The sequence below is a fragment of the Devosia epidermidihirudinis genome (genome assembly GCF_000971295.1).
GTDB lineage: Bacteria > Pseudomonadota > Alphaproteobacteria > Rhizobiales > Devosiaceae > Devosia > Devosia epidermidihirudinis.
Genome location: NZ_LANJ01000011.1, coordinates 412,436 through 438,965 on the forward strand (window position 1 = coordinate 412,436; position 26,530 = coordinate 438,965).

Genomic DNA, 26,530 nt, shown 5'->3' on the forward strand with positions numbered 1-26,530 from the left:
CGACCGCATTGTGTTGAGGACTTTGCATGACCGCCCTTATCTACCGCCCGGCCCGCAATGCCATGCAGTCGGGTAAAGGCAAGTCAAAGCAATGGCTTCTGGTGCATGAGCAGGCAACTGCGCGCACCATCGATCCGCTGATGGGCTATACGAGCTCTACCGACACCCGTCAGCAGGTTAAACTCTCCTTCGATACTCTCGAACTTGCCGAAGCTTACGCGCAGAAGAATGGCATCGCCTATTCTGTGCAGCCGGCACATGAAGCCACGCCAAAGCGCGTCAGCTATCCAGACAATTTCAGATCCGACCGCAAGACGCCCTGGACGCATTAGTCGTCACAATGTCACGCAAAGTTCGTAATGCGCCGCAAGTGATTGTGGCGCATTTGTTTTTGGGGGACGTGCGTGGATAGCACCCTGCTCATCGTTCTGTTCGGGGCAGCCGTTGCTGGCTTTGCCCAAGGCGTATCGGGCTTTGCGTTCGCGCTAGTCGCCCTATCGGTTTGGGCCTGGGCCGTTGAACCGCAAATGGCCGCGCAAATGTCTGTCTTCGGCGCGCTGGTTGGACAAATCGTGGCCCTGCCCTGGGTATGGCGCGGATTCGACTTCAAGCGCCTCTTGCCCCTGGTCGTCGGCGGCTTGATCGGCGTGCCACTGGGCGTGTTCCTGCTGGGTTGGGTCGATCCCGAGATCTTCAAGCTGGCACTGGGCCTGTTCCTGCTCGTCTATTGCCCGATCATGCTGCTGCTGCCCCATGACTACAAATGGGCGCATGGCGGCAGGGCTGCGGACGGCGCGGCGGGATTCGTGGGCGGGGTGCTTGGCGGGCTGGCGGGTGTTTCCGGGCCTGTGCCGACGCTGTGGACTACTTTGCGCGGCTGGGACAAGGACGTGCAGCGCGGCGTGCTGCAGGCATTCAACATTGCCATGCATACTGCGACGCTGACGGCCTATGGTGTGTCCGGCGCAATCACCGGCGAAACGCTGGTGATGTTCGCGTGGATTACCCCGGCACTATCGATACCCGCGATTCTCGGTGTGCTGCTGTTTCGGCGGATGAATGCGCAGGCATTTCGCCGAATGATTCTGATTCTGCTGCTGATATCGGGCGTGACGCTGGTATGGGGCGCCACGCGCCTGTGGTTCTAGTTTTCGCGTTTTGGGAACCTTGAAGACCGTTCGCGGTTTGCCTCGACAGGCATCAGTGGCATTCTGAGGCCGATTGGAGAACCGTATGACCAAACTTGCCCGCTTGTCCGCGCCGCTTTTGGCTCTGATGTCCTTTGCCGCGCCTGCGCTTGCCGCACCGGCCATGTGGGAGGTCAGCGACGGGGACAGCAAGATCTGGCTGTTTGGCTCGGTCCACGTGCTGCCCGATGGCTTTGAATGGCGCACGCCGCTGTTCGATGCGACTTTGGCCAAGGCGGATAAGGTGGTATTCGAGGCCGATGTGAGCCCCGCCGCGCAGGCGGAAATCGGCGCCAAGGCTTTCGCCACCGGCATTTACACCGACGGCACTCTGCTCACCGACCTGTTGAGCGATGCGCAGGAGCAGCGTGTCCGCGCGTTCATGGCGTCCACCGGAATCCCCATGGGCAGTATCCTGGCGATGAAGCCATGGCTGGCGGTCAACACCATCTCGGTGGCAGCGATGACCGAACTGGGCATGAGCGCACAGGGCGTCGAGTTTGTCGTGCAGCCCGAGCTGCCGCCAGAACGCGTTGGATATCTCGAAACGGGTGATGAGCAACTTGCAGTGCTGTCGACCGGCAGTGACGCGGAACAGCTCGCAATGCTTGACGTGACGCTGGAGCAGGTCGACCTGCTGCCCAAGATGCTCCAGAAGATGCTGCGCGGCTGGTCAACCGGCTCGCCGGAACGGCTCGTCAAACTGTTCGAAGTGGAAATGGGGGGCCATGAGGAGGCCTATTTCGACCGCCTGCTCTACGCACGCAACCGCAACTGGATCGCCCCGCTAGAGGCCATGCTGGCCGACAACGAACAGGCGCTGGTGATTGTCGGGGCTGCCCACCTGGTGGGCCCACACAACGTGCTGGGGCTGCTTGAAGAGCAAGGCTACACGGTTACCCGCGTGCAATAAAAAGGCGCCGCTGAGCGGCGCCTTCAAAAGCAGGCAGTGAGGGATCAGACCTCGCTGAGCTTGGTCCATTTGCCGTCGTTCTGGCTCGACTGCACTGAAGCGACGATGAACTGCATACCCTCGACGCCATCTTCGAGCGTTGGCAGCAGGCCTTCATAGGCTGCCCCATTGCCACGAATGACTTCGGCGAACTGGCTGTAAAGCGTTGCGAACGCTTCCAGATACCCCTCGGGGTGGCCCGAAGGAATACGCACATTCATGGTCGACGCAGCATTGCCAGAGATGGCGCCGCCGCGGGTCAGCAACTGCTTTGGCTTACCGAACTCGGTGAACCACATGTAGTTCGGGTTGTCCTGGCGCCATTCAATGCCGCCCTTCTCACCATAGACGCGCAGCTGCAGGCCATTCTCGCAGCCGACTGCTACCTGGCTGGCCCAGAGCATGCCCTTGGCACCACCCTCGAAGCGCAGCAGGATATTGACGTTATCGTCGAGCTGACGACCCGGCACGAAGCTGGTCAGATCAGCCGAGACGGAATCGGTCTTGAGGCCGGTGACGAAACGAGCAAGGTTGTAGGCGTGGGTGCCGATATCGCCGATGGCACCGCCTGCGCCCGAGCGCGCCGGGTCGGTGCGCCAGGAGGCTTGCTTGTTGTCGGCATCAGCCTCAACAGCCAGCCAATCCTGCGGATATTCGACCTGAACAACGCGGATTTTGCCGAGCGCGCCCGACTCGACCAGTTCCTTGGCCTGACGGATCAGTGGGAAGCCGGTGTAGTTGTGCGTCAGCAGGAATTTGGCGCCGTTCTTTGGCTTGATCGCCGCCAGCTTACGCGCATCTTCGATGGTCGAGGTGATCGGCTTGTCGCAGATGACGTTGATGCCAGCCTCAAGGAAGGCTTTGGCCGGGCCATAGTGCATATGGTTTGGCGTAACGATCGAGACGGCCTGAATGCCATCAGGACGCGCCGCTTCCGCGCGGGCCATTTCCTCGTAGGAGGTATAGATGCGGTCTTCGGCGAGGCCGAGATTGCGGCCCGATTCCAGAGCCACGTCGGGACGCGACGACAGGGCGCCGGCCACCAGATCATAGTCACCGTCAATGCGGGCCGCGACGCGGTGCACATAGCCGATAAAGGCTCCGGTGCCGCCGCCGACCATACCCAGACGAATGCGCTTTGCGCCGTTTTCAGCCATATTCTGTCTCCCTGCTCCCATAGGTGGCGCCGTTATGCCACGACCTCGTGGTTCGACAAGCTCACCATGAGGTCTACTGAATTTTCAAAGTGCCCTCATCCTGAGCTTGTCGAAGGACGAGGGCGCGGCTGAGTGCTAGCTCAGGCCCAGGATCTTGCGGTTGGCAGCAAGATCCGTGCCGGCCGACGCAAAGTCGTCGAAGGCGTGCTCGGTGACGTGGATGATGTGGTTCCTAATGAACTCGGCACCTTCGCGCGCACCATCTTCGGGATGCTTGATCGCGCATTCCCATTCGAGAACCGCCCAGCCGGCGAAGTCATACTGCGCCATCTTGGAGAAGATCGACGCGAAATCGACCTGACCGTCGCCGAGCGAACGGAAGCGCCCTGCCCGGTTAATCCAGCTCTGGTAGCCCGAGTAAACGCCCTGGCGACCAGTTGGGTTGAACTCGGCGTCCTTGACGTGGAACAGCTTGATGCGCTCGTGATAGATGTCGATGAAATCGAGATAATCGAGCTGCTGCAGCACCATGTGGCTTGGATCGTAGAGAATGTTGGCGCGCGGATGGTTCTTCACGCGGTCAAGGAACATCTCGAAGGTCACGCCATCGAACAGGTCTTCGCCGGGGTGCAGTTCGTAGCCGACATCGACGCCGTTTTCGTCAAACGCGTTGAGGATCGGGGTCCAGCGACGGGCGAGTTCATCGAAGGCCTCTTCAACAAGACCAGCTGGACGCTGTGGGAATGGATAAAGGAATGGCCAAGCCAGCGCGCCCGAGAAGGTGGCGTGTTCGGTGAGGCCGAGGTTTTTGGATGCCTTGGCGGCCCAATGCAGCTGCTGAACAGCCCATTCCTGACGCGCCTTGGGGTTGTTGTGCACGGCTGGCGGCGCGAAGCCGTCGAGCATGGTGTCATAGACAGGATGCGCTGCAACCAGCTGGCCCTGCAGGTGGGTCGACAGCTCGGTGATCTCAAGGCCGTGCTTGGCGGCGGTGCCGGTCAACTCATCAGCATAAGTCTTTGATGTTGCTGCCTTTTCCAAGTCGATCAGGCTGGTCACCCAAGTTGGGATCTGCACGCCCTTGTAGCCATAATTGGCGGCCCAGCCGCAAATGGCGTCAAAGGAATTGAACGGTGCCTTGTCGCCGGCAAACTGCGCCAGAAAAATCGCTGGCCCCTTGATGGTGCGCATATCTATCTCCTCTGCTGAGCGCGTTGCGCTCCAATAGTTGTCGCCACTGGCCTTGAACGGTCCGGGAAAAAGCAGGCGGCGGGGTGACCGCCGCCTGCCTGGCAACCTTGGTTACAATCTTGACCGACGGCAACCGCCTGTCAATGAGGTACGCCCCTCATTACTTCAGCAATGCCTGTGCCTCTGCCGGGCTCAGAGCCAGCGGACGCTCGCAGGTGGTCGACAGCGTGATCACTTCGCCGGTTTCGCCCGCCTTGAGCAGGCTAGTCATGACGTCGACCGCATGCAGAGCGACGTCGAGTCCGCAGCGTGCGTTGTAGCCGCCGTCGATCGAAGCGATCATGTCGGCGAGGCCCGCCGTGCGGTAGTTGGCGCGTGGATTGGCCGAGTCCAGATCCTGGTTGGCCTTGCCGAATGGGTGTGCCCATGGCGTGACCGTCTCGCGTTCGCCAGCGACATTGGCCGTAACCAGTTCGCCGCCAAAGAAGTTTGGATCTGGAACGAAGATCGAGCCATCGGTGCCGTAGAGCTCGATGTTGTGGTGGTTATGTGCCGCCACGTCCCAGCTTGCGCCCATGGTGATGATTGCACCAGAGTGGAACTCGAGAACACCGTGAATGGTGGTTGGGGTGCCAACCTTGACGAAAGTGCCCTTGAACGGACCTTCCGCGGTCACTTCGCGCTCGGTACGCGCCATGTTGGTGAACGCGGACAAACGCTTGACCGGGCCCAGCAGGTGGATCAGGTCGGTGACATAGTATGGGCCAAGATCGAGGATCGGGCCGGCGCCGGGCTGGAAGAAGAAGTCCGGATTTGGATGCCAATGCTCCATGCCACGGCTCATGACGTGAGTGGTGCCGCTCATGATCTTGCCGATCTGGCCGCTATCGATGATCTGACGGGCCTGCTGATGCGCACCGCCCAGGAAGGTGTCCGGAGCCGAACCGACCTTCAGATTGCGCTCGTCAGCGGCCTTTTTGAGCGACTTGCCCTCTTCCAGCGACAGCACGAATGGCTTTTCGGAATAGGCATGCTTGCCGGCCGAGACGATATCCATCGACACCGAGTAGTGGGTCGATGGGATCGTCAGGTTCACGATGATGTCGATTTCGCTGTTCTTGAGCAGCTCATCGGGCGTCTGCGCCTTCACATTGAACTCGTCGGCGCGCTTCTGCGCGGCGGCGGGAACGATGTCGGCAACAGCGCGCACTTCAAGGCCCTTGAAGAGCGGCGCGAGCTTGAGATAGGCGGCAGAGATATTGCCGGCACCCATGATGCCGACGCCAAAGGTCTTGGCCATTTAGATTACTTCCACTTCTTGGCGGTAGCGATCGAGCGCGTCGCGAAACGCACTTCGTCGGATGGCTTGTCGTGCTCGGCAACGAAGTACTGAGCCTTGGTCTTGGCCTGCACCTTCGTGATCAGGTCATCCCAGTTCAACACGCCATGGCCAACGTCTGCCCAGCCATCTTCGTCCTGCGCTTCGCCAGCTGGCGCGATGTCCTTGACGTGAACGGCGGTGATGCGGTCGCCATATTTGTCGAACCAGGCGATCGGGTCGGCCTTGCCGCGTACGATCCACGCAACGTCAGCTTCCCATTCGATCTTGGGAGCGGTTTCGAGGATGATTTCCATCGGGGTACGGCCAGAGGTGGTGGGCACAAATTCGAAATCGTGGTTGTGCCAGCCGAAGCCATAGCCTTCCTTGGAATAGGCTTCGCCGGCCGTTGCCAGCATTTCGGCCAGTTCAAGCCACTTGGACTCGTCTTCGCTGCGGCCCTCTGCGCCGATATGCGGGCAATAGATGCGCTTGATGCCGAGGGTTTCTGCGGTCTTCAGCGTGGTCGACACGTCCTTGACCTGATCCGGGCTGAAATGGCCCGTTGGCATGGTGAGGCCATTCTTCTTGAGGCTCGCTGCCAGACCTGCGGCATCGGCATAGAGACCGCCATAACCTTCGACCTGCTTGTAACCAAGGCCCCCAAGAGTGGTCAGGAAATCTTCAAGCGACGGGACGTTCCGCGCGCTGTACAGCTGAAAAGACAATTCGGTCATTGTGGCCTCTCTTATATCGTTTGAATTGCGCTCCCCGCGCAATCTGGGCGGGGAAAGATGTAGCGGTGATTGGGGGAGGAGTCGCTCCGCTGGGACATACTGACTACCGCAAAAGTAATATCGGCATGGGTTTAGGAGCGATGTGGGGCGCCAGAAGGCGCCACCACTCAGGCGATACGATCAGAGACGGTTGGTCGTCTCCGAATTGAAGATGGAGCCACGGGCCGGATCGAAACCAACGAGCAGTTTCTGCCCCACCTCGAGGTGGACATCGCTGTCCGCGCGGAACGTAACCTGGTGGCCGGCAATCTTCGTCCATGCGAGCGTATCGGAGCCCATGGGCTCGACAATCTCGATTTCCACTTCAGCCGAGAACGGCATGCTGCGCGCCGCTTCGCCGATGACGATGTGCTCGGGACGAACGCCCAGGACAGCCTTGGTGACCCCGGCAGGTGCGACGGCGAAGTCATACTTGCCCGTGGTGATGGAGGTGCCATCGTCGGCCACAAAGGTCGGCTGCGCGCCACCATGGAGCTGGCCCTGCAGGAAGTTCATCGACGGAGAGCCGATGAAGCCAGCCACATAGAGGTTCACGGGCTTATTGTAGATCGTGTGCGGATCGCTCAGCTGCTGGATCACGCCGTTCTTCATGATGGCGATACGATCAGCCAGCGTCAGAGCCTCGATCTGATCGTGGGTCACGTAGATCATCGTGTTCTTGAGGCGCTGATGCAGCCGCTTGATCTCGACGCGCAGGTCCGAACGGAGCTTGGCATCGAGGTTGGACAGCGGCTCGTCGAACAGGAACACGTCCACGTCACGCACCAGAGCGCGGCCGATGGCGACGCGCTGGCGCTGACCGCCCGAAAGCTCGACCGGCTTGCGCTGCAGCAGCGGGCCGATCTGAAGGATTTCAGAGGCGCGCTGAACGCGCTTGTCGATCTCGTCCTTCTTCATGCCTGCGACGCGCAGGCCAAAGGAGAGGTTCCGCTCCACGGTCATCTGCGGATAGAGCGCATAAGACTGGAACACCATTCCGATGCCACGGTCCTTGGGCTCTTCCCAGGTGACGTTCTTGCCGCCGATGAAGATCTGCCCTTCGGACACATCCAGCAGGCCGGCGATGCAGTTGAGCAGGGTAGACTTGCCGCACCCGGATGGCCCGAGCAGAACGATGAACTCACCCTGCGCGATATCCAGGTCGAGATGCTGGAGGACCTTCACATTGCCGAAGTTGAGCGACAGATCCCGGATGGAAACACTGTGTTGCATCTGTTTAACCCTTCACCGCACCGGCGGCGATGCCGCGGACGAACCATTTACCCGAGATGAAATAGACAGCCAGCGGCACGGCAGCAGTCAGAATGGTGGCTGCCATGTGCACGTTGTATTCGCGCACGCCGGTTGTCGTCTGAACGATGTTGTTGAGCTGAACCGTCATCGGCATGTTCTCGCGACCGGCGAAAACCGTGCCGAACAGGAAGTCGTTCCAGATACCCGTCACCTGCAGAATGACCGCAACAATGGCGATTGGCACCGACATCGGCAGCATGATCTGGAAGAAGATCTGCCAGAACCCTGCCCCGTCCACGCGCGCTGCCTTGAACAGTTCAGGCGGTAGACTGACGAAGAAGTTGCGGAACAGCAGCGTCAGGATCGGCATACCGAAGATGGTGTGCACGATGATGATGGCGGGGAACGTCCCGAACAGGCCCACCTGACGGAAAGCCAGGATGAGTGGATAGATCACCACCTGGTAGGGCACGAACGCACCGAACAGCAGCAGGCCGAACAGGATGTTGGCACCCTTGTAACGCCAGAACGACAGCGCATAGCCATTCATCGCGGCGATTACGATCGAGAAGACCGTGCCGACAGCGGTGATTTTGACCGAGTTCCAGAACCCGGGCTTGAGGCCATTACAGTCGCGGCCGGTACAGGCCGTGTCCCAGGCCTTGATCCAGGGCTCAAAGGTGAGCTCGGATGGCCAGGCGAACAGGTTACGCATCTGGATTTCGGGCATGCCCTTGAGCGAGGTCACGACCATCACCCAAAGCGGCATCAGGAAAAACAGGGCGGCAAGCACGAGGAAGGCATAGACGCCAATGCGGCTGATGGTCAGCTTTTTCGGCTTGGCGCCGTGTGGTCCCTCGAGCAGGCGAGAGGACGAGGCGGAGAGAGCTTCGGTTGTCATAGCGCGTTCATCCGCTTCTTGTTCGCACGCCACTGGATGAACTGCTGCAAGCTGAGCAGAACGACCACGGGGAGCAGCATCATGGTTGCCGCAGCCATGCCGAGACCCACATTGGCGCGATCGGTGATGTGCTGGATGACGAAGATTGCTGGCATCTGCGTTGCAATGCCGGGGCCGCCCTGGGTCATTGCGACCACAAGATCGAACACGCGCACAACGCCAACGCATTGCAGGATGAAGGCCGTAAGAATTGCGCCACGCATCATCGGCAGCACGATCTGGAGATAGGTCTTCCAGGTCGGAATGCCGTCGATCTTGGCAGCTTTCCAGATTTCGCCGTCAACGCCGCGCAGACCTGCGAGCATGATGGCCATGGTCACGCCAACGCCATTCCAGATACCGGCAACGACGAGGCCGTAAATGGCAGTGTTGGAATCGACCAGCGGGGCGAACTGGAAATCAGTGAAGCCCCAGCCCTGCACGGTTGCCTGCAGGCCGTAGTTTGGATCGAGAATCCAGCGCCAGACGAGGCCGGTGATGACCAGCGACATGGCGAATGGATAAAGGAAAATCGAGCGGAACAGGTCTTCCTGCCGGATGCGCTGATCCATGAATACGGCCAGCAGATAGCCGACCACCATGTTCGCGCCGATCGAGAGCAGACCGAAAATCCAGAGATTGTTCGCCGAAACCAGCCAGCGTGGTGTGGCCCAGAGCCGCGCATACTGGTCGGTGCCGATGAAATCGAAAGCTGGAAACAGCTTGGAGTTGGTGAATGAAAGCAGAAACGAATAGATGATGCAGATCACGAAAACGCCGATGGCTGTCACGATCATCGGGGTCGTACCGACCACCGACATTACCGTAGACAAGCGCAAGCGCCCTCGCTTCGCACGGCCGTCGGCCTGAATACTGGCCGTTGGATTTGCTGAAGCAACTTCAGTCATGACGATTTCCTTGTCTTTGGCTGCCAGACCACAGGCGCTGCCCGCCTCGGCATCAATGGCAGAAGAGATCGGGCGGCGCGCTGGGCGCCCCGCCCGATCCGTCACGTCCTTAGTCGGCCGTGGCCAGGATTTCGGCATAACGCTTCTGAGCGTCTGCGATTGGCATGTCGTCATTGGCCCAGAATTCTGCGATCAGATCCTGCAGCTGGCCATTGGTGTCGTTCGAGATCCAGTTGTTGGCGCTGGTCACGACGTTTGCGGGGTCCTTGAGGATTTCAAGGCCGAGCTTCATGCACTCGTCAGCGAGGGACATATCAACGTCGTCACGGACGGGCATGGAGCCCTTGGCGATGTTGAACAGAGCCTGCACGCGTGGGCTGATCATCATCGAAGCGAGCTTGAGCTGCGCTGCTTCAACTTCTGGGTCGGCCTGCTTGAAGAACACGAAGATATCGCCACCGGTGGTCACGAAAGGCTTCTTGCTGTCGAGCGGAAGGCAAGCATAGTCCACGCCTGGCTTTTTGCCAGCAACGCCGAATTCACCGCGAGCCCAGTCACCCATGATCTGCACGCCGGCCTGGTCAGTCAGCACGAGATTGGTGGTGTCGTTCCAGTTACGGCCAGGCGAGCCTGGATCGCTGAAGCTCTTGAGATCACGGAAAGTCTGGAAGACCTGGGTGAATTCAGGAGAGTTAGCAACTTCCTGGTTGTGGTCGCGCAGCAGTTCGTCGCGCTTTTCAATGCCGAGACCGGCAATGGTGATGCCGCCGAAAGCAGCGTTCAGCTGCCAGCTTTCGCCACCCTGTGCGTAAGGGATCAAGCCAGCTTCCTTAAGCTTTGGAGCCTTGGCCACAAAGTCATTGACGCTGGTTGGCAGATCGACGCCGGCCTTCTTGAAGGCTGGAACCGATGCCCACATCCAGGCTTCGGAGTGGATATTGACGGGCACGCACCACCACTTGCCATCGATATGGCAAGGCGCAGCGATAACGTCTGGACGGACGATCTTGTCCCAACCTTCGGCTTCAGCCAGCGGGGTCAGGTCAAGCAGCAGGCCAGCAGCGATCAGTTCTTCATACTGACGGCCTGGGTTGAACTGTGCGGCACCTGGTGGGTTGCCACCCAGCACGCGCTGCATGGTGGCAGCACGGGCGTTTTCACCAAGCGCGATAGCGGTATCAACCCACTTGTCAGCGCCGAGCTTGTCGAACTCATCGGCGAAAACCGACACGGCAGCCTGTTCGCCGCCAGAGGTCCACCAGTGGATAACTTCGACATCCGCAGCATGTACAGCCGTGGTGCCGAGGAAAGCGGTTGCCATAGCGGCGACCACTGCAAACTTCTTCATAGATTGTCCTCCCAACGATCACTTGGAGCGATGCGCCCCGAAGCCGCCAGCCGCAGGTTGTCTTCTTGTGAGACATCCCTGGCCGGCCGCATGCAATCGATTACATTGCTCCCTCCGGAAACCTCTGCAATCGATTGCATTACTTTCATACACGTCTTGCGCACCTGTCAAGATCGATTTAGACCGGGGTTAGTGCGGCTGCGGATGGAGGGGCTGCGCATATGGATCAGCGCCGAAAACCACCGACAATTCAAGACGTTGCGCGATTTGCTCGGGTATCCACAGCCACTGTCAGCAGAGCATTGTCGCGTCCGGAGCGCGTCAGCGAAGAGACACGCGCAAGAATTTCGGAGGCTGTTCAGCTCACGGGCTACACGCTGAACCAAACTGCGCGCTCCCTGCGGCAGCGGACATCCAACACGATCCTCGTCGCCATCCCCGATATCCGCAATTCGTTCTTCTCCGAAATCCTCGACGCAATCGAAAGAGAAGCCGCCATAAGAGGTTATGGCGTGTTGATCGCGAACCTTCTGATTGGCGAGGAGCCGGTCAAACGGCTGCAGCAATACTTTCTGTCCCACCGCGCTGATGGCCTGGTGCTGCTGGATGGCACGATCGACATCAAGCAGTTGCGGGAGATCACCGCCGCCAATGTGCCAGTCCCGCTGGTGATCGCCTGCGAGGCGATTCCGAACTCTGAATTTCACACCGTTGTGACCGACAACGAGACGGCATCGGAACGCGCCACGCGCCACCTGATCGAATTGGGGCACACCAGGATTGGGCACCTCAAGGGTCCAAAAAACAACATCATCGCCGACCATCGGCTGAGCGGCTTCACCGCCGCGATCAAGTCCGCAGATCTCGAATTTCACCCGGAATGGCTGTTCGACGGCGGCTTCCGCATGGATGAAGGCGTTGGCGCAGCGGAGCAGTTTCTGCGCCTTGAGGACCGTCCCACCGCCATTTTTGCCATCAACGACGAATCCGCCATCGGCTTTGTTTCAAGGCTTCGGGCGGCAGGAATCGAATGCCCGCGCGATATCTCGGTAATCGGGTTTGACGACCTCGAAATAGCGTCCCATTTCGCCCCTCCCCTCAGCACCATGCGCCAGCCGCGCGAGGAGCTTGGCCATATGGCTGCGGCGGCATTGATTGATTATCTCGAGGGCGACCGGGACGATAGCAAGGCCAAGACAATCGCCCTGCGCTCCGAACTAATCGAACGCGCCAGCACGCTCAGAGTTCAGTAAGCCACAGCCTGACACCAAGAATGGCGTTCCATTTTTGCCAAAATGGGTTAAACGGAACCGCTTGGTTGGGTCCCGTAGCTCAGCTGGATAGAGCAGCAGCCTTCTAAGCTGTTGGTCGCAGGTTCGAGTCCTGCCGGGATCGCCATTTAACTATCTGTTTTTATTGTATTTTTCTGCCCCCACACGCCGCCGCATTGCGGCGAGGTGCGCCCAATTTCACTTGGGCTCGGCTTTCGCTGCGCTCGGGAATCGGCGCGAGTGAACCTTTTGCGGGTGCTGCACGTATCTTGAAGGTCAGCACCAACGCGAAAGCCCGCCATGACCGATCAATCCACTCGCTCACCCGGCATCGCCTGGATCACCGGCGCCGGAACAGGCATTGGCCGCGCCCTCGCCCACCGCATGGCAAAGGAAGGCTGGACCATCGCCATCAGCGCCCGCACGCGCAGCGATCTTGATGGGCTGGCCGCCGAGGTGCCCGGCAAGGTCCACCCCTACCCGCTTGATGTCACTGACGCAGACGCCGTGAACCAAACGGCGAACATTATCGCCGCAGAGCTGGGCACGATCGATCTGGCGATCTTCAATGCGGGCACCTACCACCGCACTTCAGCCACCAATTTCGATGTCAGCAAATTCGCCAGCATGGTCGAGCTCAACATCATGGGCACGCTACATTGCCTATCCTCGGTCATCCCCACCATGATTGCGCGACGTGGCGGCCACATTGCCGTGGTCGCCTCCGTGTCGGGTTATGTCGGCTTGCCCGGGGCCTCAGGCTATGGCGCAACCAAGGCGGCGCTGATCAATCTGTGCGAGTCGCTGAAGCCCGAGCTCGAGGCGGAGGGCGTGCAGCTGCAGTTGATCAATCCCGGCTTTGTCAAAACGCCCCTGACCGACAAGAATGACTTCCCGATGCCGTTCCTGATCGAAGTGGACGATGCGATCGAACACATCGTCACCGGGCTCCAATCCACGCGCTTTGAAATTGCCTTTCCATGGCAGATGACACTGGCGATCAAATCGCTGCGCAATGTGCCCCACTGGCTCAAATTTGCGGTGACGCGCCGGATGGTCCGGCGCTGATCACTCGGCAGGCTGCTTGGGTTTGACGATCGAGCTCGAAATCCGGGCCTTTGCAGCGTGGTGCCGGATTGGCGGCACGCCCTTGAGCCAAAGCTTGAGCGCTTCCCAATGGATGGCTCCGGTAACCTTGAGTGTCATCAAAGGATAGCGCAGCAAGGCGCGCAGCAAGGTTGCGTCAGTCAGGGGCTGATGCTTGCCGGTAAACACTGCCCGCAGCAGCGGACCATCGCCATCCGCCTCATCAATGCGGACAGCAACGGTGTCACCCGGCGGATCAATACTGAAATCGTAGGTGCAATCCATCGGCACGAAGGGGGAGACGTAAAGCTCCTTCGCACAGGTCTGGCGCACGGGCACAATGCCAGCCACGGCGGGGATCACATAGGTTCGCCGCTCACCAAAAGTGTTGCAGACCTCATAGAGTATGGCCACCAACGCATCGTCGCGCCCATAGCAGAAGTAGACGGTTAGCGGATTGAACACATAGCCAAAGATGCGCGGATAGCAGAGCACCGCAATGCGCGGCCGCTCCATCGCCAAACCGGCTTCAGCCAGTTGATCTTCGATCCAGATGCGAAGTGCGCCGGGCTGACTGTCGCCGTGGTCCTTCTCCCAAAAGCTGAACACCGCACCGCGATTGAAACCGAAGAGTTTGCTCGATGCGCTGATCTCGGGCAGTTCATCGAGATCGAGCAGTAGCGAGAACACACGATAATGCAGCTTATGCTTGCGCGGGCGCTTGCGCACATGCACCACGTCGCCAGCATAAAGCGCGGAGGCCCGTGTCATTCTGCGGCTTCCAGAACTGGCGCCAGCGCGATGCGGGCAGACTCGTTGTCCACCTGCCAGGGCCGGCGCACACCGCCAATGGCTTCTGCCGCCGCGAGTCCAGACTGCAGCGCATCTTCGTGGAAGCCGTGGCCAAAGTAGCTACCGCAGAACCAGGTATTCCGCCGCCCCTGCAATCGCCATAGCTGCTGCTGCGCATCGAGCGCTTGCTGGTTGAACAGGGGGTGGGCGTAGTTGAATTGCTGCATCACCTTGTCGGCCGCCACCTCACGCGTTGGATTGAGCGTGAGGAACAGATTGGCGCGCCGATCGAGCGCCTGAAGGCGGTTCATCCAGTAGGTAACGCAGAGCTGGGTGTTCTCCCCCTCGAGGCTGTCACCAATATAGTTCCAGCTCGACCACACGCGCTTGCGCTGGGGCATCAGCCGCGTGTCGCTGTGCAGCACCGCCAGATTGTCGGTGTAGGAGAACGCACCGAGCAAAGCCTGCTCGTCCGCGTCGGCATCGCCCAACATAGCCAATGCCTGATCGGCGTGGGAGGCGATCACCACATCGGAAAAAATGCCCTGCTGCCCGTTCGCGTCCGTCACCTCGACCTTTCCGTCGAAACGGCGGACGCGCATAATCTTCGCACCCAGCCGGATATCTGGGCCTATTTCGGTAAGCATCTTGTTGACGTATTGGCGGCTTCCTCCGCTCACAGTGCGCCATTTCGGCCGGCCAACAAGCGAGAAGAGACCGTGGCTGGTGAAAAACCGCACAAAGGCCAGCAAAGGATAATCCCGCATTTCGCGTGCTGTCGTCGACCAGATCGCTGCCCCCATGGGCAACAGATGATCCTCAATGAACGAGGCGGCATAGCCTTCCCGGTCGAGGTACTCACCCAACGTAATCGTTCCAAGGTCTGTGCGCCCCAAAAGGGTTGGTGCGGAGCGGTAAAACCGGATCAGATCGCCCAGCATGGCCCAGAAGCGTGGACGCACCACATTGCCGCGCTGGCCCAAAAGGCCATTGATACCCGTCCCGCAATATTCGAACTGCCCATCATCCAGCGAGGCCGCAAAGGTCATCACCGATGCCTGCGTCTTGACCCCCAGATGGTCAAAGAGCGCAACGAGATTGGGATAGTTCCGCTCATTGTAGACGATGAACCCGGTATCGACCGGTGTCGGCCCGAACGGCGTTTCCGCGATCACAGTGTTGGAGTGCCCACCCGCGGTGTCACCTGCTTCAAAAAGCGTGACGTGGTGGCGCTTTGCCAGCAGCCATGCAGCCGAAAGCCCGGCAATGCCGGACCCGATCACTGCAATGCGCCGGGGTTGTTCACTGTGTTTCAGGGGGAATTCGACCAGCACCAGGCATTCCTTTTTACGCGTATCTCACCCTAGTTACGCAAGGCGTGGCCAATTGGTTTGGTGAATTGCGAAAAAAATGCGGGATCATGCAGTGATCCACCTGTCATGCCATTGCGTAACCCTGCCATGACACTGACAATAGATCATTCCCTGTTGCCGCGATCACGCCCCTTTGCTGGAGGTTGGCGACAGCGCTTGTCTCGGATCAATCAATTGGAGCCTGGAAACCAGCCAATGGTGCCGCCCGACGATATGGACGCGACGGACCCCTTGTCGGATCTGCTGGTTGCCGTTGGCACCACGCGGGACATGGAGGCGTTTCAAACGCTGTTTCGCCACTTTGCCCCCCGCATCAAATCCTACATGGCGCGCGGCGCAACCTCGGCGTTGCAGCCAGATGAGATCATGCAGGAAACCATGGTGGCGGTCTGGAACAAGGCGGCGTTGTATGATCCCACCAAGGGCTCGGCTTCGACCTGGATCTTCACCATCGCGCGCAATCAGCGCATCGATGCCTATCGCCGCGCCACCCGGCCCGAGTTTGATCCGAATGACCCGGCCTTTGTGCCGTCCAGCGAGCCCGCCGCTGACGACAGGATGCAAACCCAACAGACTTCGAAAAGCCTGCGCCGCGCTATCGAAACACTGTCTACCGAGCAGTCCGAAGTGCTCCGCCTCTGCTATTTCGAGGACAATTCCCAATCGACCATCGCTGAACGGCTCAACATACCGCTCGGCACGGTCAAATCGCGCCTGCGGCTGGCCTTTGCCAAGCTCCGACTGGCCCTAGAGGCAAGTGGAGACGCCCCATGACCATCCGCCACCACATCGAGGATGATCTGCTGGTTAGCTATGCCTCGGGCGCGCTGAGCGAAGGCTGGAGCATTGCCGTTGCAACCCATCTGGCCCTTTGTCCGCATTGCCGAGCCCGACTCGAAACGGCTGAGGCAGTGGGTGGACAATTGCTCGATGCCATAACCCCGGAGCAGGTTGATGCCTTGGCCTGGGACCAGCTGCGCACAAGGATTGCCAGCGGCGCCACGGCACCTGAAGTTGCGCCGCGCCCTGCTGCAATCGCCTCTGATATTCCCCGCCCCCTCCGCGACTATATCGGCGGCGGCATCGACGCCATCAAATGGCGCAACCTCGGCAAGGGCGCGTCACAGATGCGCCTGCGAACCGGCGATCCCACAACGCAGGTCCGTCTGCTACGCATTCCTGCCGGCAAGCCAGTACCCGAGCACACCCATCGTGGACGGGAGCTGACGCTCGTGTTGTCCGGCAGCTTTCATGACGAGGAAGGCAGCTTCGGCCCCGGAGATATCGAAGACGCCGACGGCAGTGTGCTGCACCAGCCCATTGCCTCGCCGGAAGCCGATTGCATCTGCCTTGCCGTCACCGACGCGCCGCTGAAGTTCAGCAGCTGGATCGTCCGCGCCCTTCAGCCTGTCCTCGGCATTTAAGCCAAAAGGAAACGCCATGCTGCCCTACATCACAGCCTACGGCTTCACCGCGATTGTCTTTTTCGGCCTCGACTTCATCTGGCTGAGCACGATGGGCAGCACTTTCTACAAGGATCGTCTGGGCGATCTGATGCTGGCACAACCCAACCTGCCCGTCGCCGGGGTTTTCTATCTGGTCTATGTCGGCGGCGTCGTCTTCCTCGCCATCACCCCTGCCCTTGCCCAGAATAACTGGACCTACGCCCTGATCGCGGGCGCGGTGCTCGGGCTTGTGGCCTATGGCACCTACGACTTCACCAATCTGGCGACACTGAAGAACTGGTCCGTCAGCATGAGTCTCGTCGATCTTGCCTGGGGTACGGGCCTCACGGCTCTCTCCGCGACAGCTGGATATTTCGGCACCAAGTGGCTGTTTCCATAAGGAGCCGTATCAAGGCTTTACCGAAAAGGTTGCGCCCGATGGCCGAAATTTGAACTGGAACGGATCGATCTCCCGAGGGTTAGACCTCTACAACCAAGAGGAGATTGATCATGGATCATACCGCACACATTCGCCTCACCCAGGCAGAACTCACCCCGGCCATTCTTGAGGGCGCGACCATTTATGGCGCTGACGACCACAAGGTTGGCAAAGTGGATCATGTGCACGGCACCAGTTCCGTCGTTATCGACGTTGGTGGTTTTCTAGGGATTGGCGCCAAGCCAGTTTCGGTGCCACTGGGCGACCTTTCCTTCATGCGGGATGAGCATGGCGACGTTCACGCCGTAACGAGCTGGACGAAAGATCAGCTCAAGGCCATGCCTGAGCATCGCGACTAAATCTGAAGCCCGGCCAAGCGCCGGGCTTTTTCATTGTGAGGAACGCGCCATGACAAAAGATGTACCCAAGCCTGCCCCGCTGGAGACAGAGCCCGGCAAGCAACTAGACGACAACATCGACGACCTCGGGCGAAAGCAGGACGGCTCCAAGCAGGAGCAACCCGGCCGCACAAAGCCTTCCAAGCCCTAGGCCAACCTTTCGGTCTGTGGGACACAAACTTGCGGATTCCTTGCCGTGGCCTCTGACAAGGCCGGTTTCCGTTGAGTACTCGCTCCGATGCCGCGTGACTTGATCTAGGACAATGACGCCACAACCGGACTTACCCATGGGAGAGCAACCGGTTTTTTGTTCTGCGTGTCGGCTGAGTTTCTCCAAAATATGCTTCATCGATTGTTTATGCGAATACGACTAGGATCAGGCAACAAGGCCGAGATTCTGGAAAACTTCCCGATGAACCGTGAGCAAGCCGCCCTCGCCGACCAAATTCGCGGCAGCCAGATCCATGCTATGGAAGCAAATGTCTGGAAATCGCTTGTCGGTTATCTTGTTGCAGCATCGCTGGGTATGGCGGTTGCCTATCAGGACTGGTCTGGTCTGCTTAATGTCTGGGGTCCGGCGGTTTTTCTCGCCTGCATCGCCCGAATTCTTCTTGCCCTGCACACCGCAATGCGCCCCGTCCGGCCACGTAGCGAGCGGTCAGAGCAATATCTGATGGTGGCAACCACTGGCCTGTCCATCGTCATGGCAGTCGGACCTGCATGGATTGCCCTGCGCAGCGACGGTCTTGTCAGCGCGACAATGATCACGCTCATCGTCAGCTCCATGTGGGGCGGCGCGATTGTACAAGCACCGCTGTTCTCCGCATCGGCATCCTATACCGGGGTCAATATCCCGGTGTGGCTGCTGTCGCTGAGCATGACCACCATCACTTGGGATCGCGTGTTTCTGTCGCTCCTGTTCGTCGCCACCGTGGTGGTCGCCCTCGACAACATCTATCGCTACGCCAAGAACTTTGAGCGCGGCCAGCGCCAGCAGATCGATCTGGTTGCTCAAAGTGCTCGCCTGGAACAGCAGACGGAAGTTATCGGGCTACTGCTCAAGGACCATGAAGACCAGTCCAGTGACTGGCTCTGGCAAGTCGACGCCAATGGCCTGATCCGCAACCCGTCATCCCGCTTCGCGGAAGCCCTCTCGGCTAACCAAGGCGCCCTCAACGGCCAAGCCCTGGCCGCCCTGCTTTCCGAGCCGGATATCGCTGGCAATACGCAGGCGCTCGCCGTTCTCACCGACCATATTGCGACTTCTCGATCGTTCCGGGACCTCATCATTCCCGGCAGCAATGGCGACACGCACCGCTGGTGGTCGATTTCAGGTCGGCCGACTTTGAACGAGAATGGTCTGGTAGTGGGCTATCGTGGCGTGATGGCAGACGTGACTGCAGCCAAGCAGGCGCAGGCTCAGGTGATCCATCTTGCCCATCATGACGCACTCACTGGCCTTGCCAACCGCGCCTATTTCCACGAACGCACCAATGCGCTGCTGAAGTCCGCCGACAGCTGCAGTTTTGGCCTGATCAGCATCGACCTCGACGGGTTTAAGCCGGTCAATGACCGCTACGGCCATCCGGTTGGTGACGAACTGCTGATCGCTGCGAGCCGGCGGCTGTCCGACGTGGTCGGCGGCAGGGGACTTGTTGGGCGCCTTGGCGGAGACGAATTCGCCGTCGTCATCAACATCAGCCAGCCCGGTGAAATGGACGCGTTTTGCGCCCGATTGGTCAAAGCGCTGGCCCAACCGTTCGAGATCACGGATCACGGCATCACCATCGGTGCCAGCATCGGCGTTGCCTTCGCCCCCGCTGATGGCCGCACCACCGAAATGCTGTTCAAAAACGCCGACGCAGCGCTGTATCGCGCCAAGCGGGACGGGCGCGGCACATATCGATTTTTTGCCCCAGAGATGGACCACCACCTGCAAGAGCGTATGGTATTGCTGCAGGACTTGCGCGATGCCCTGCCCCGCAAGGAATTCGAGTTGCACTATCAACCGTTTGTCGACGCCAATACCGGCGACGTAACCGGTTGCGAGGCGCTGATCCGCTGGAACCACCCGCTACGCGGCCAGATCTCGCCAGCCGACTTCATTCCGCTCGCGGAAGAAAGCGGAATGATCGTTCAGATTGGCGCCTGGGTGATGGCAACCGCCTGCGCCGAGGCGGCCACCTGGCCCGGCGACAGACGGGTATCGGTCAACATTTCCCCCGCCCAGTTCGCCGACCGCGAGCTTCCTGCGCATATTCTGGAGGCGCTCGTCGCCGCCGGTCTCTCCCCGCACCGGCTTGAGGTGGAAGTGACCGAAGCCGTGCTCATCGAGGATGCAGAGCTGGCGCTCGACATCCTGCGGCGCATCAATGCCCTTGGCGTGAAGATCGCTCTCGATGACTTCGGAACCGGCTATTCCTCGCTGAGCTACCTGCGCAATTTCCCGTTCGACAAGGTCAAGATCGACCGCTCGTTTGTGACGGAAATCGAAAGCCGTCGCGATAGTCAGGTGATCATTCAGGGCATCCACGACATCGCCTTGGGTCTCGGCATGACGGTGACGGCGGAGGGCGTGGAAACGCTTGGTCAGGTCGCCGAATTGAGAAAATCCGGCTGCCATGAGCTGCAAGGTTTCCTGTTCAGCAAGCCGCAGCGGGCGTCCGAAGTTCCCGATCTTTTCACGCTTGGCAGATGGTCCGAGACCTCGCTGCAAAGCGCTGTTGGGTAACTCCAGCAACCTCGCGCAGGGCCGAAATCTAAAATTTTATCTATTCATGATATATAGATAGAGCGTTTGTGCCCCGCGCACTGCAACAGTAGCAATGACAGCACCGCTTATTTGAGTGCTGATCATGGCCGTAGTAACACTTTCTGCCGCCGAGCTGACGAGACCCGACATTGCAGTGCCGCTGGTACTCGATGTCGATGACACGCTGATCCGCACCGATCTGCTGCATGAAACTGCCGTCGCCTATTTTCGGGCCAATCCGCTTCGCGTTTTCAACCTCGTGCTCTGGACACTGCAGGGCAAAGCGACGCTGAAGCGTCAGCTGAGCCAGCAGGTCCCGCTCAATGTCGATAGCCTGCCGGTCAACGAAGAGCTGGTTGCGTTCGCGCGCGCTGAGCACGACAAGGGCCGCATGGTCGGCCTGGCCACCGCCGCCGACGAACTGCTGGCGCAGCGCCTGGCGCGTCGGTTTGATTTCATCGACTTCACCATCGGCAGCAATGGCACGCACAACCTGAAGGGCGCCAACAAAGCCGCCGCATTGGTCGAACGGTTTCCGGATGGCTTTGCCTATGCCGGTGATGGCCGCGCCGATCTCGAGGTTTGGGACAAGGCACAATCCATCATTCTGGCAGGCGCGTCTGCGGACACCACCAGCAAGGCTCGCGCGCTCGGAAAGCCTGTCGAAGCAGAATTCGTCCGCCCCAGCCTCGGCTTGCGCGGCTGGCTCAAGGCGCTGCGCGTCCACCAATGGGCCAAAAACGCACTGGTCTTCGTGCCGCTGATCCTGTCGGGCATGGCGAGCGATCCGGTTGCAGTGGCAGCAGCCTTCACCGCATTTGTCGCCATTTCGCTAATGGCGTCAGGGACTTATCTGCTGAACGACTTGTTTGATCTGACGGATGACCGCCTGCATTGGACTAAGCGTAATCGCCCCCTGGCTTCCGGCACCCTCCGCATCAAACACGGCGTTCCCGCATCCATCGGCTTGATCACCGCAGGGCTCGCGCTTTCCGCGCTGGTCGGCCCGGCCACCTTTGGGCTGCTGGTTGCCTATATGGCGACGACCCTGCTCTATTCGTTCTACATCAAGCGCCAGCCTGTCGTGGACGCTTTCACCCTGGCCGCGCTGTTTACGATGCGCCTGGGCATCGGCATCGCTGCCGTGGGCGCCGAGCCGTCGCCTTGGCTGCTGGTGTTCTCCATGTTCCTCTTTACCTCGCTGTCTTTCGCTAAGCGGCAGACAGAGATACAAAAGAGCGTCGCGAAGGGGCGCCTATCGGTCAACGGCCGCGGCTATCTCGGCTCCGATGCCGGCATGGTGGTTGCAATGGGCGTTGCCACGGCCATGGCGGCGATCACCATCATGGTTCTGTACATCATGAATGACGTCTACAGCGCTGATTTCTACCGCCACCCCGTGTTCCTCTGGGTCTTCCCGGCAGCTTTGTTCATGTGGGTTTCGCGGATCTGGCTGCTCTGCCATCGCGAGGAGCTCAACGACGATCCTGTGGCCTTCGCCATTCGCGACAAGATCAGCATCGGATTGGGTGGACTTATGGCTGCGGCGTTCCTGGCCGGGTGGTTGCTCTAGTGGTTCAAGCGCTGCATCGTCTGTTGAACAACCAGATCGTCCGCTTCCTGCTGCTGGGCGGCACGGCGGCGGCGATCAACTGGATCGTCCGCTTCCCGCTATCGGCCATCATGCCCATGCCCGCCGCTGTCATCGTGGCCTACATGATCGGCATGTGCGCTGGCTTCACGCTCTATCGCAAATATGTCTTCCCTGGCTCCAATCGCCCCTTGATGGAGCAGACCCTGACCTTCATCGGCGTCAATCTCGTCGGCGCCGTGATCGTCCTTGGGCTGACAACGCTCTTCCTGGGGCTGCTGGCCCAAGTGGCCTGGCCCGATATCGTCCGCGAGGGGCTGGCCCATGGTGTGGCCATCGGCCTTGGCTCGGTCGTCAACTTCATCGGTCACAAACAGCTTACCTTTCGCCTCTCAGGTCATCCCGCCGCCTGAGAATTTCAGCCTGTCTCTCTGCCACCCTCTGCTCGTCCGTTCGCAGGAAGTTTCGTCGTGACCGCAAAGCGCATTGTTCTATCGACTGTTCTCGGCGGCCTGGTGCTGGCCTTTCTGGCGGTCCTCGCATTGGCAATCCTGCGCGAGGCGCCCGGCACCAATTCCTATGCGCTGCTGGCCGAAGGCTGGCTGAATGGGCGGTTTGATACCGACAGCTGCTTTGATGGCGATTGCGCGCTCTACAAAGGGCAGACCTACATCATCTTCCCGCCCATGCCTGGCCTTATTGCCCTGCCCTTCGTGGCAATTTTTGGCAGCGACTTCCGTTTCTTCATGGTGCTGAGCACACTGGCCTTCGCGGGGACCGGCTGGCTGTGGTGGCAGATTTTCCGCCGCGAAACCGCGACCCGTGATCAGGCAATCCTACTGGTTCTGCTGGCCTTGTTCGCAACCCCGCTAGCCTTTGTTGTGCTGCGCGGGGATGCGGTGTGGTTCTTTGCCCAAAGCTGGGGCTTTCTGTTCTCCACGGCCGCTCTCTATTGCGCCTTGATCCGCCGCAACGCTCTGCTCGCGGGCCTGTTCATCGGCATGGCGTTTCTGTCCCGGCAGATGACCATTCTCTATCTGCCGCTGCTCTACGTCTTGCTGCTCGATGCCAATACCGCTTGGTATCGCATTGATATGGCTGCGGTTCGGAGGGCGCTCACGCTGGCCGCCTTCCCCGTTCTCGCCATCCTCATCTACTTTGCCTACAACTACGCGCGCTTCGGCTCGCCTTTAGAAACTGGCTATTCCTATATTTTCCCAATTGAATGGGACACGGTCGAAAGCGGCGGCTTCTTCCTCCGTCTGCGCGTGCGCGAACTTGGCATTTTCTCGACAGACTACTTCCTGTTCAACGCCATCTACATGTTCATCGCCGGCCCACATGTGGACTTCGCTGGGCGCTACCTGACCGAAATGGCGGGTTTTGATATCAACGGTGCGTCGCTTTTCCTGGTCACGCCTCTGCTGCTGTTGGCGTTCCTCGGAAAGTGGGATCGGGCGTTCTGGTTTGGCGTGATCACTTGCGGCGTCGTCATGGGACTGACCCTGCTCTACCACTCCAACGGGTTCTCGCAGTACAGCGCGCAGCGCTATGCGCTCGACTGGCTGCCCATCCTGCTGATCTTCCTTGGCCGCGCGCTCAAGCCAGAATGGACGTCACCCTTTGCGGTGCTCCTGACCTATTCCATGGGCGTCACGCTCTCGATGATTGCCATCGGCGGAATTCTCGCCGGGTAGTTTTGGACGCCAAAAACAAGTCAATGTCAGAGGTTTGCATGATTATTTGTCGTGCAAACGCCTTTGCGCCAATCGTTCATTGACTCGGTGACCTAATCCAGTCTGATACCTCCCATATCGGGAGGACATATTGCTCAAAGTCATTTCAACCGTCGCATTGTTATCTTTGGCGTCGGTCGCGGCGCCCTACGCGCAAGACACAACGATCGCCCAATCCAGCGTGGACTGGACCGGCTTTTATGCTGGCGCCCATGCCGGCTATGGCTGGGGCACTGTGACGGTAGAAATCTTGCCCGAAAGCGGCGACCTTCTAGGCGCCCTCGGTGGCTTTCAGGCTGGCTACAATTACGACCTTGGCACCTTCGTCCTTGGCGCAGAAGCAGATGTGAGCTTCAGCGGCCTTCTAAATGAAAAAGTCGATGGCGGCCTCACAGCGGTAACCAAGGTGGAGAACGTCGCCACCTTTCGGGCGCGCGTCGGCGTAAAGGCGGATCGCTTCCTGCCCTACCTCACCGCGGGTCTCGCTGTTGGCAATGCCAGCCTGGGAATTCGCGGGCTGGGACCGGACTATGAAGCATCCCAAACCCATCTGGGTTGGGTCGCCGGTGCCGGCGTCGAATACGCAGTCAGCGATACCGTCAGCGTACGGGGCGAATATCTTCATACGAACCTAGCCACGGCGACCTACGGCGCGCCTGCGCTGGCTAGCTTCGAGGCCAACCACAACTTTGGCGCTCTCCGCGTCGGCATCAGCTTCAGGTTCTGATCCCTCCGGGATCACCCAAAATGCCAAAAGGGAGCGTCCAGTGGACGCTCCCTTTTTCGTGTCGAAACACGCATATCCGGCAATGCCAGCCTCGCTCAAATCGGCCTCGAATCAGCAGCCCTCCTCGGCAGCGACTCGATTTGGCTCCTTGAAGAGCCCAGAAAGTGTGTTGGGGCGAGCGTGTGGGGGGCACGACGCTCAGCCCCTAGTCTGCTCGCGTAGCGAACAGCCCAAGCCACTATAAGCACTGGCAACAAATTGTTTCAAGTAAAGAGAAAGGAAGTTGGGGCGAGCGCCAGGGAGGAGGCGCGCTCAAACCCCGTCAGTGTGAATTGCCCCCCAAAGAAAACTCACACCCGCAACCTGGATTAGCCCCCCGTTCCCAGCGTTGCGGCAGTATCATGCTACCAACAAAGAAAAAAAACCAGCCCCTATAGGAAAAAAAGCTCTGAACAATTGCTGTGGATTGTCGAGACACTGTCTACGCCAGATTTGTCCTGCTCGCTGCTGTGAGCACGCCAACGCACCTGGCTCCGCGCAAGCTTGACTCCCATTGAGGCCTATTGTCTCACTTCAGTGCGCTAGGGCCGCCGTCGGCACGATCAGGAAATTCGCTCGAGAATAACCGCATCGCGGCGTTCCTAAATGTGTCGTCAAAAGGCCTGCGCCCTTCCCCTCTGAGTTCCCCCCATGACTTTGGCCGAACATTCAACTGCCGCGCAAGAGGCGACCGCGCCTGCGCTGGACGTCGCGACCCAACACCATCTTGATGATTTGGCCTGGCAAAGGGCCATGATGGCAAGCGTACCAAAATTCGCGATTGAGGCCATCCGCGCCATCGTGTTGACGTCGGGTGGATTTGCTCTGATCGGACTGGCCTTTGTGGGCAGCATTTATGGCTCAGACCCTTGGCAGGCCCGCGCCCTTGTCACGCCGATTTTCCTGCTCGCGGCAGGCGCCTTTTCCGGGGTGCTCTGCGCAGCGTTGTCCTACATCGCGCAATGGAGCTTTGCCCGCGCGAGCGTGGCCCGCCACCACGGCTGGGAGCCGCCATATGTAACGACAACCCCGGCTGCCACGCCCTACCGGCGCATCGGCAAGACTTTCCAGATCGCAGCAGTCATCGCTGCGGTTGGAGCATTTGGCTTCATGATCGCCGGTGGGTTGGACGCCTGGACTGTGCTGCTCGAATAGCTAGCGCACCCAAGTGGGCGCGCTTTCATATGGTTGGGGCAGCTGAAAGTCAGGAACACTGTTCAGGCGCTGCTGCAATTGCAGGCTCTGGATCGACCGCTCCAACGTGCTGAGATCCATCTCAAACTTCCGCTGCGTCGTGGCGGCAGCGGCTTCCTGCTGCAGGCAAATGACGCGCAACTCATTGGCCTTGATGGCGTCGGCGCTGGAGCTGGGTGCGTAGGACGGGCAAGCCGCGCTCGCCGATATAGTGCCCAATGCCAAAATCAGCGCGGTAGCAATCGTGCGACGCATCGGGACCTCTCTTTCCGTGTCCCCAATATAGGTATTCTGCTCAAAAGTTTAACCGTCCCTGTGATCACACTTTACTGGCGAGCGACATACCCCGCCGTTCACCATTGTACGACTTAAGTCGCAATCCTACTTTCATATCAAACCGGAGAGTGACACAGTAATCGTACAAAGCTGGGGGGCTGTAAGTGGCGAAATTGGTGCATATCATTCGCGCGGGGAAGTGCATCGCCGAGTTCACGATCAATCTGAACGACGATAGCGAAGATGAAGACTATATAGTCGCGGCGCGAGAGCGAGCTCGCACTGAATTGAGGCTCGGGCAGGATGATTTTGCCCAACTCCTGTTCGATGTTGTTCCGCAGGCTGCTCCGGCAAAAATCCGAATGCCTTTCAAATAGCCG

General features: G+C 59.5%; 28 protein-coding genes and 1 tRNA gene. 18 read left to right on the plus strand and 11 right to left on the minus strand.

The features are described from left to right. Positions 1 to 26 precede the first annotated feature (26 nt). The 3 genes from WH87_RS05180 to WH87_RS05190 all read left to right on the plus strand — a co-directional run bounded on the left by WH87_RS05180 (position 27) and on the right by WH87_RS05190 (position 2,100). A complete protein-coding gene (locus WH87_RS05180; RefSeq protein WP_046138203.1) occupies positions 27 to 332 on the plus strand; it encodes an ETC complex I subunit in 306 nt (101 codons plus the stop codon). A gap of 72 nt (positions 333 to 404) precedes the next feature. Then, on the plus strand, positions 405 to 1,148 hold the full coding sequence (locus WH87_RS05185) for a sulfite exporter TauE/SafE family protein (RefSeq protein WP_046138202.1): 744 nt from the start codon (positions 405 to 407) through the stop codon (positions 1,146 to 1,148). An 85-nt stretch (positions 1,149 to 1,233) separates the two neighbouring features. Then, complete coding sequence (locus WH87_RS05190; protein WP_046138201.1) at positions 1,234 to 2,100, plus strand: TraB/GumN family protein; 867 nt, start codon at positions 1,234 to 1,236, stop codon at positions 2,098 to 2,100. Between the two features lie 44 nt (positions 2,101 to 2,144). Here the strand turns inward: WH87_RS05190 and WH87_RS05195 are convergent, their stop codons facing one another. The 8 genes from WH87_RS05195 to WH87_RS05230 form a co-directional block, all read right to left on the minus strand. Next, positions 2,145 to 3,296 (minus strand): Gfo/Idh/MocA family protein, encoded by a 1,152-nt coding sequence (locus WH87_RS05195; protein WP_082092503.1) that lies wholly within the window; start codon positions 3,294 to 3,296, stop codon positions 2,145 to 2,147. A 135-nt stretch (positions 3,297 to 3,431) separates the two neighbouring features. Continuing rightward, on the minus strand, positions 3,432 to 4,487 hold the full coding sequence (locus WH87_RS05200) for a sugar phosphate isomerase/epimerase family protein (RefSeq protein ID WP_046138199.1): 1,056 nt from the start codon (positions 4,485 to 4,487) through the stop codon (positions 3,432 to 3,434). A gap of 160 nt (positions 4,488 to 4,647) precedes the next feature. Next, positions 4,648 to 5,787, minus strand: coding sequence for a Gfo/Idh/MocA family protein (locus WH87_RS05205; protein WP_046138198.1), 1,140 nt, complete (start codon positions 5,785 to 5,787; stop codon positions 4,648 to 4,650). 5 nt (positions 5,788 to 5,792) lie between these two features. Beyond that, the gene (locus WH87_RS05210) at positions 5,793 to 6,542 is read right to left on the minus strand and encodes a sugar phosphate isomerase/epimerase family protein (RefSeq protein ID WP_046138197.1); all 750 of its coding nucleotides are present in this window, start codon (positions 6,540 to 6,542) and stop codon (positions 5,793 to 5,795) included. A 180-nt stretch (positions 6,543 to 6,722) separates the two neighbouring features. Next, positions 6,723 to 7,814, minus strand: coding sequence for an ABC transporter ATP-binding protein (locus WH87_RS05215; RefSeq protein ID WP_046138196.1), 1,092 nt, complete (start codon positions 7,812 to 7,814; stop codon positions 6,723 to 6,725). Positions 7,815 to 7,818: 4 nt separating this feature from the next. After that, a complete protein-coding gene (locus WH87_RS05220) occupies positions 7,819 to 8,736 on the minus strand; it encodes a carbohydrate ABC transporter permease (RefSeq protein WP_046138195.1) in 918 nt (305 codons plus the stop codon). Further along, positions 8,733 to 9,683, minus strand: coding sequence for a carbohydrate ABC transporter permease (locus tag WH87_RS05225; RefSeq protein WP_082092536.1), 951 nt, complete (start codon positions 9,681 to 9,683; stop codon positions 8,733 to 8,735). The genes WH87_RS05220 and WH87_RS05225 overlap by 4 nt, the downstream gene beginning before the upstream one ends. A 109-nt stretch (positions 9,684 to 9,792) precedes the next feature. Further along, positions 9,793 to 11,031 carry an ABC transporter substrate-binding protein gene (locus tag WH87_RS05230; RefSeq protein WP_082092504.1) on the minus strand — a complete coding sequence of 413 codons (1,239 nt, stop codon included), beginning with the start codon at positions 11,029 to 11,031 and terminating at the stop codon, positions 9,793 to 9,795. A gap of 221 nt (positions 11,032 to 11,252) precedes the next feature. Here WH87_RS05230 and WH87_RS05235 point away from each other — a divergent pair, with 221 nt between their 5' ends. The 3 genes from WH87_RS05235 to WH87_RS05245 all read left to right on the plus strand — a co-directional run bounded on the left by WH87_RS05235 (position 11,253) and on the right by WH87_RS05245 (position 13,370). After that, positions 11,253 to 12,284 carry a LacI family DNA-binding transcriptional regulator gene (locus WH87_RS05235; RefSeq protein ID WP_046138194.1) on the plus strand — a complete coding sequence of 344 codons (1,032 nt, stop codon included), beginning with the start codon at positions 11,253 to 11,255 and terminating at the stop codon, positions 12,282 to 12,284. 68 nt (positions 12,285 to 12,352) lie between these two features. Next, positions 12,353 to 12,429: transfer RNA gene (locus tag WH87_RS05240), tRNA-Arg, on the plus strand. A gap of 173 nt (positions 12,430 to 12,602) precedes the next feature. Next, on the plus strand, positions 12,603 to 13,370 hold the full coding sequence (locus WH87_RS05245; protein ID WP_046138193.1) for an SDR family NAD(P)-dependent oxidoreductase: 768 nt from the start codon (positions 12,603 to 12,605) through the stop codon (positions 13,368 to 13,370). On the opposite strand, the gene WH87_RS05250 is transcribed toward WH87_RS05245, so the two are convergent. Beyond that, the gene (locus WH87_RS05250; protein WP_046138192.1) at positions 13,371 to 14,159 is read right to left on the minus strand and encodes a DUF1365 domain-containing protein; all 789 of its coding nucleotides are present in this window, start codon (positions 14,157 to 14,159) and stop codon (positions 13,371 to 13,373) included. It abuts the gene before it with no gap. Beyond that, the gene (locus WH87_RS05255; protein ID WP_245622305.1) at positions 14,156 to 15,514 is read right to left on the minus strand and encodes an NAD(P)/FAD-dependent oxidoreductase; all 1,359 of its coding nucleotides are present in this window, start codon (positions 15,512 to 15,514) and stop codon (positions 14,156 to 14,158) included. Before WH87_RS05255 ends, WH87_RS05250 begins: the two co-directional genes overlap by 4 nt. A 234-nt stretch (positions 15,515 to 15,748) precedes the next feature. On the opposite strand from WH87_RS05255, the gene WH87_RS05260 reads away from it, so the two are divergent. The 11 genes from WH87_RS05260 to WH87_RS05305 all read left to right on the plus strand — a co-directional run bounded on the left by WH87_RS05260 (position 15,749) and on the right by WH87_RS05305 (position 25,835). Next, positions 15,749 to 16,327: a sigma-70 family RNA polymerase sigma factor gene (locus WH87_RS05260; protein WP_197410726.1), complete on the plus strand. Its 579-nt coding sequence runs from the start codon at positions 15,749 to 15,751 to the stop codon at positions 16,325 to 16,327. After that, complete coding sequence (locus WH87_RS05265) at positions 16,324 to 16,977, plus strand: ChrR family anti-sigma-E factor (RefSeq protein ID WP_046138191.1); 654 nt, start codon at positions 16,324 to 16,326, stop codon at positions 16,975 to 16,977. The genes WH87_RS05260 and WH87_RS05265 overlap by 4 nt, the downstream gene beginning before the upstream one ends. A gap of 16 nt (positions 16,978 to 16,993) precedes the next feature. Then, a complete protein-coding gene (locus tag WH87_RS05270) occupies positions 16,994 to 17,398 on the plus strand; it encodes a DUF2177 family protein (protein ID WP_342667169.1) in 405 nt (134 codons plus the stop codon). Positions 17,399 to 17,508: 110 nt separating this feature from the next. Next, a complete protein-coding gene (locus WH87_RS05275; RefSeq protein WP_046138190.1) occupies positions 17,509 to 17,796 on the plus strand; it encodes a PRC-barrel domain-containing protein in 288 nt (95 codons plus the stop codon). A 49-nt stretch (positions 17,797 to 17,845) separates the two neighbouring features. After that, positions 17,846 to 17,986: a hypothetical protein gene (locus WH87_RS19555; protein WP_156458106.1), complete on the plus strand. Its 141-nt coding sequence runs from the start codon at positions 17,846 to 17,848 to the stop codon at positions 17,984 to 17,986. Positions 17,987 to 18,247: 261 nt separating this feature from the next. Beyond that, entirely contained in the window at positions 18,248 to 20,566 is a 2,319-nt protein-coding gene (locus WH87_RS05280; RefSeq protein ID WP_046138189.1) for a putative bifunctional diguanylate cyclase/phosphodiesterase, read from the plus strand. Between the two features lie 124 nt (positions 20,567 to 20,690). Next, positions 20,691 to 22,160 (plus strand): UbiA family prenyltransferase, encoded by a 1,470-nt coding sequence (locus WH87_RS05285; RefSeq protein ID WP_046138611.1) that lies wholly within the window; start codon positions 20,691 to 20,693, stop codon positions 22,158 to 22,160. 23 nt (positions 22,161 to 22,183) lie between these two features. Beyond that, complete coding sequence (locus tag WH87_RS05290; protein ID WP_046138610.1) at positions 22,184 to 22,591, plus strand: GtrA family protein; 408 nt, start codon at positions 22,184 to 22,186, stop codon at positions 22,589 to 22,591. Positions 22,592 to 22,648: 57 nt separating this feature from the next. Further along, positions 22,649 to 23,875 (plus strand): hypothetical protein, encoded by a 1,227-nt coding sequence (locus WH87_RS05295; RefSeq protein ID WP_052726288.1) that lies wholly within the window; start codon positions 22,649 to 22,651, stop codon positions 23,873 to 23,875. Positions 23,876 to 24,005: 130 nt separating this feature from the next. Beyond that, on the plus strand, positions 24,006 to 24,641 hold the full coding sequence (locus WH87_RS05300; RefSeq protein ID WP_197410727.1) for an outer membrane protein: 636 nt from the start codon (positions 24,006 to 24,008) through the stop codon (positions 24,639 to 24,641). 690 nt (positions 24,642 to 25,331) lie between these two features. Beyond that, a complete protein-coding gene (locus tag WH87_RS05305) occupies positions 25,332 to 25,835 on the plus strand; it encodes a hypothetical protein (protein ID WP_046138188.1) in 504 nt (167 codons plus the stop codon). Here WH87_RS05305 and WH87_RS05310 read toward each other — a convergent pair whose 3' ends face one another. Continuing rightward, positions 25,836 to 26,129, minus strand: coding sequence for a hypothetical protein (locus tag WH87_RS05310; protein WP_046138187.1), 294 nt, complete (start codon positions 26,127 to 26,129; stop codon positions 25,836 to 25,838). Between the two features lie 185 nt (positions 26,130 to 26,314). On the opposite strand from WH87_RS05310, the gene WH87_RS05315 reads away from it, so the two are divergent. Beyond that, positions 26,315 to 26,527: a hypothetical protein gene (locus WH87_RS05315; protein ID WP_046138186.1), complete on the plus strand. Its 213-nt coding sequence runs from the start codon at positions 26,315 to 26,317 to the stop codon at positions 26,525 to 26,527. Positions 26,528 to 26,530 lie beyond the last annotated feature (3 nt).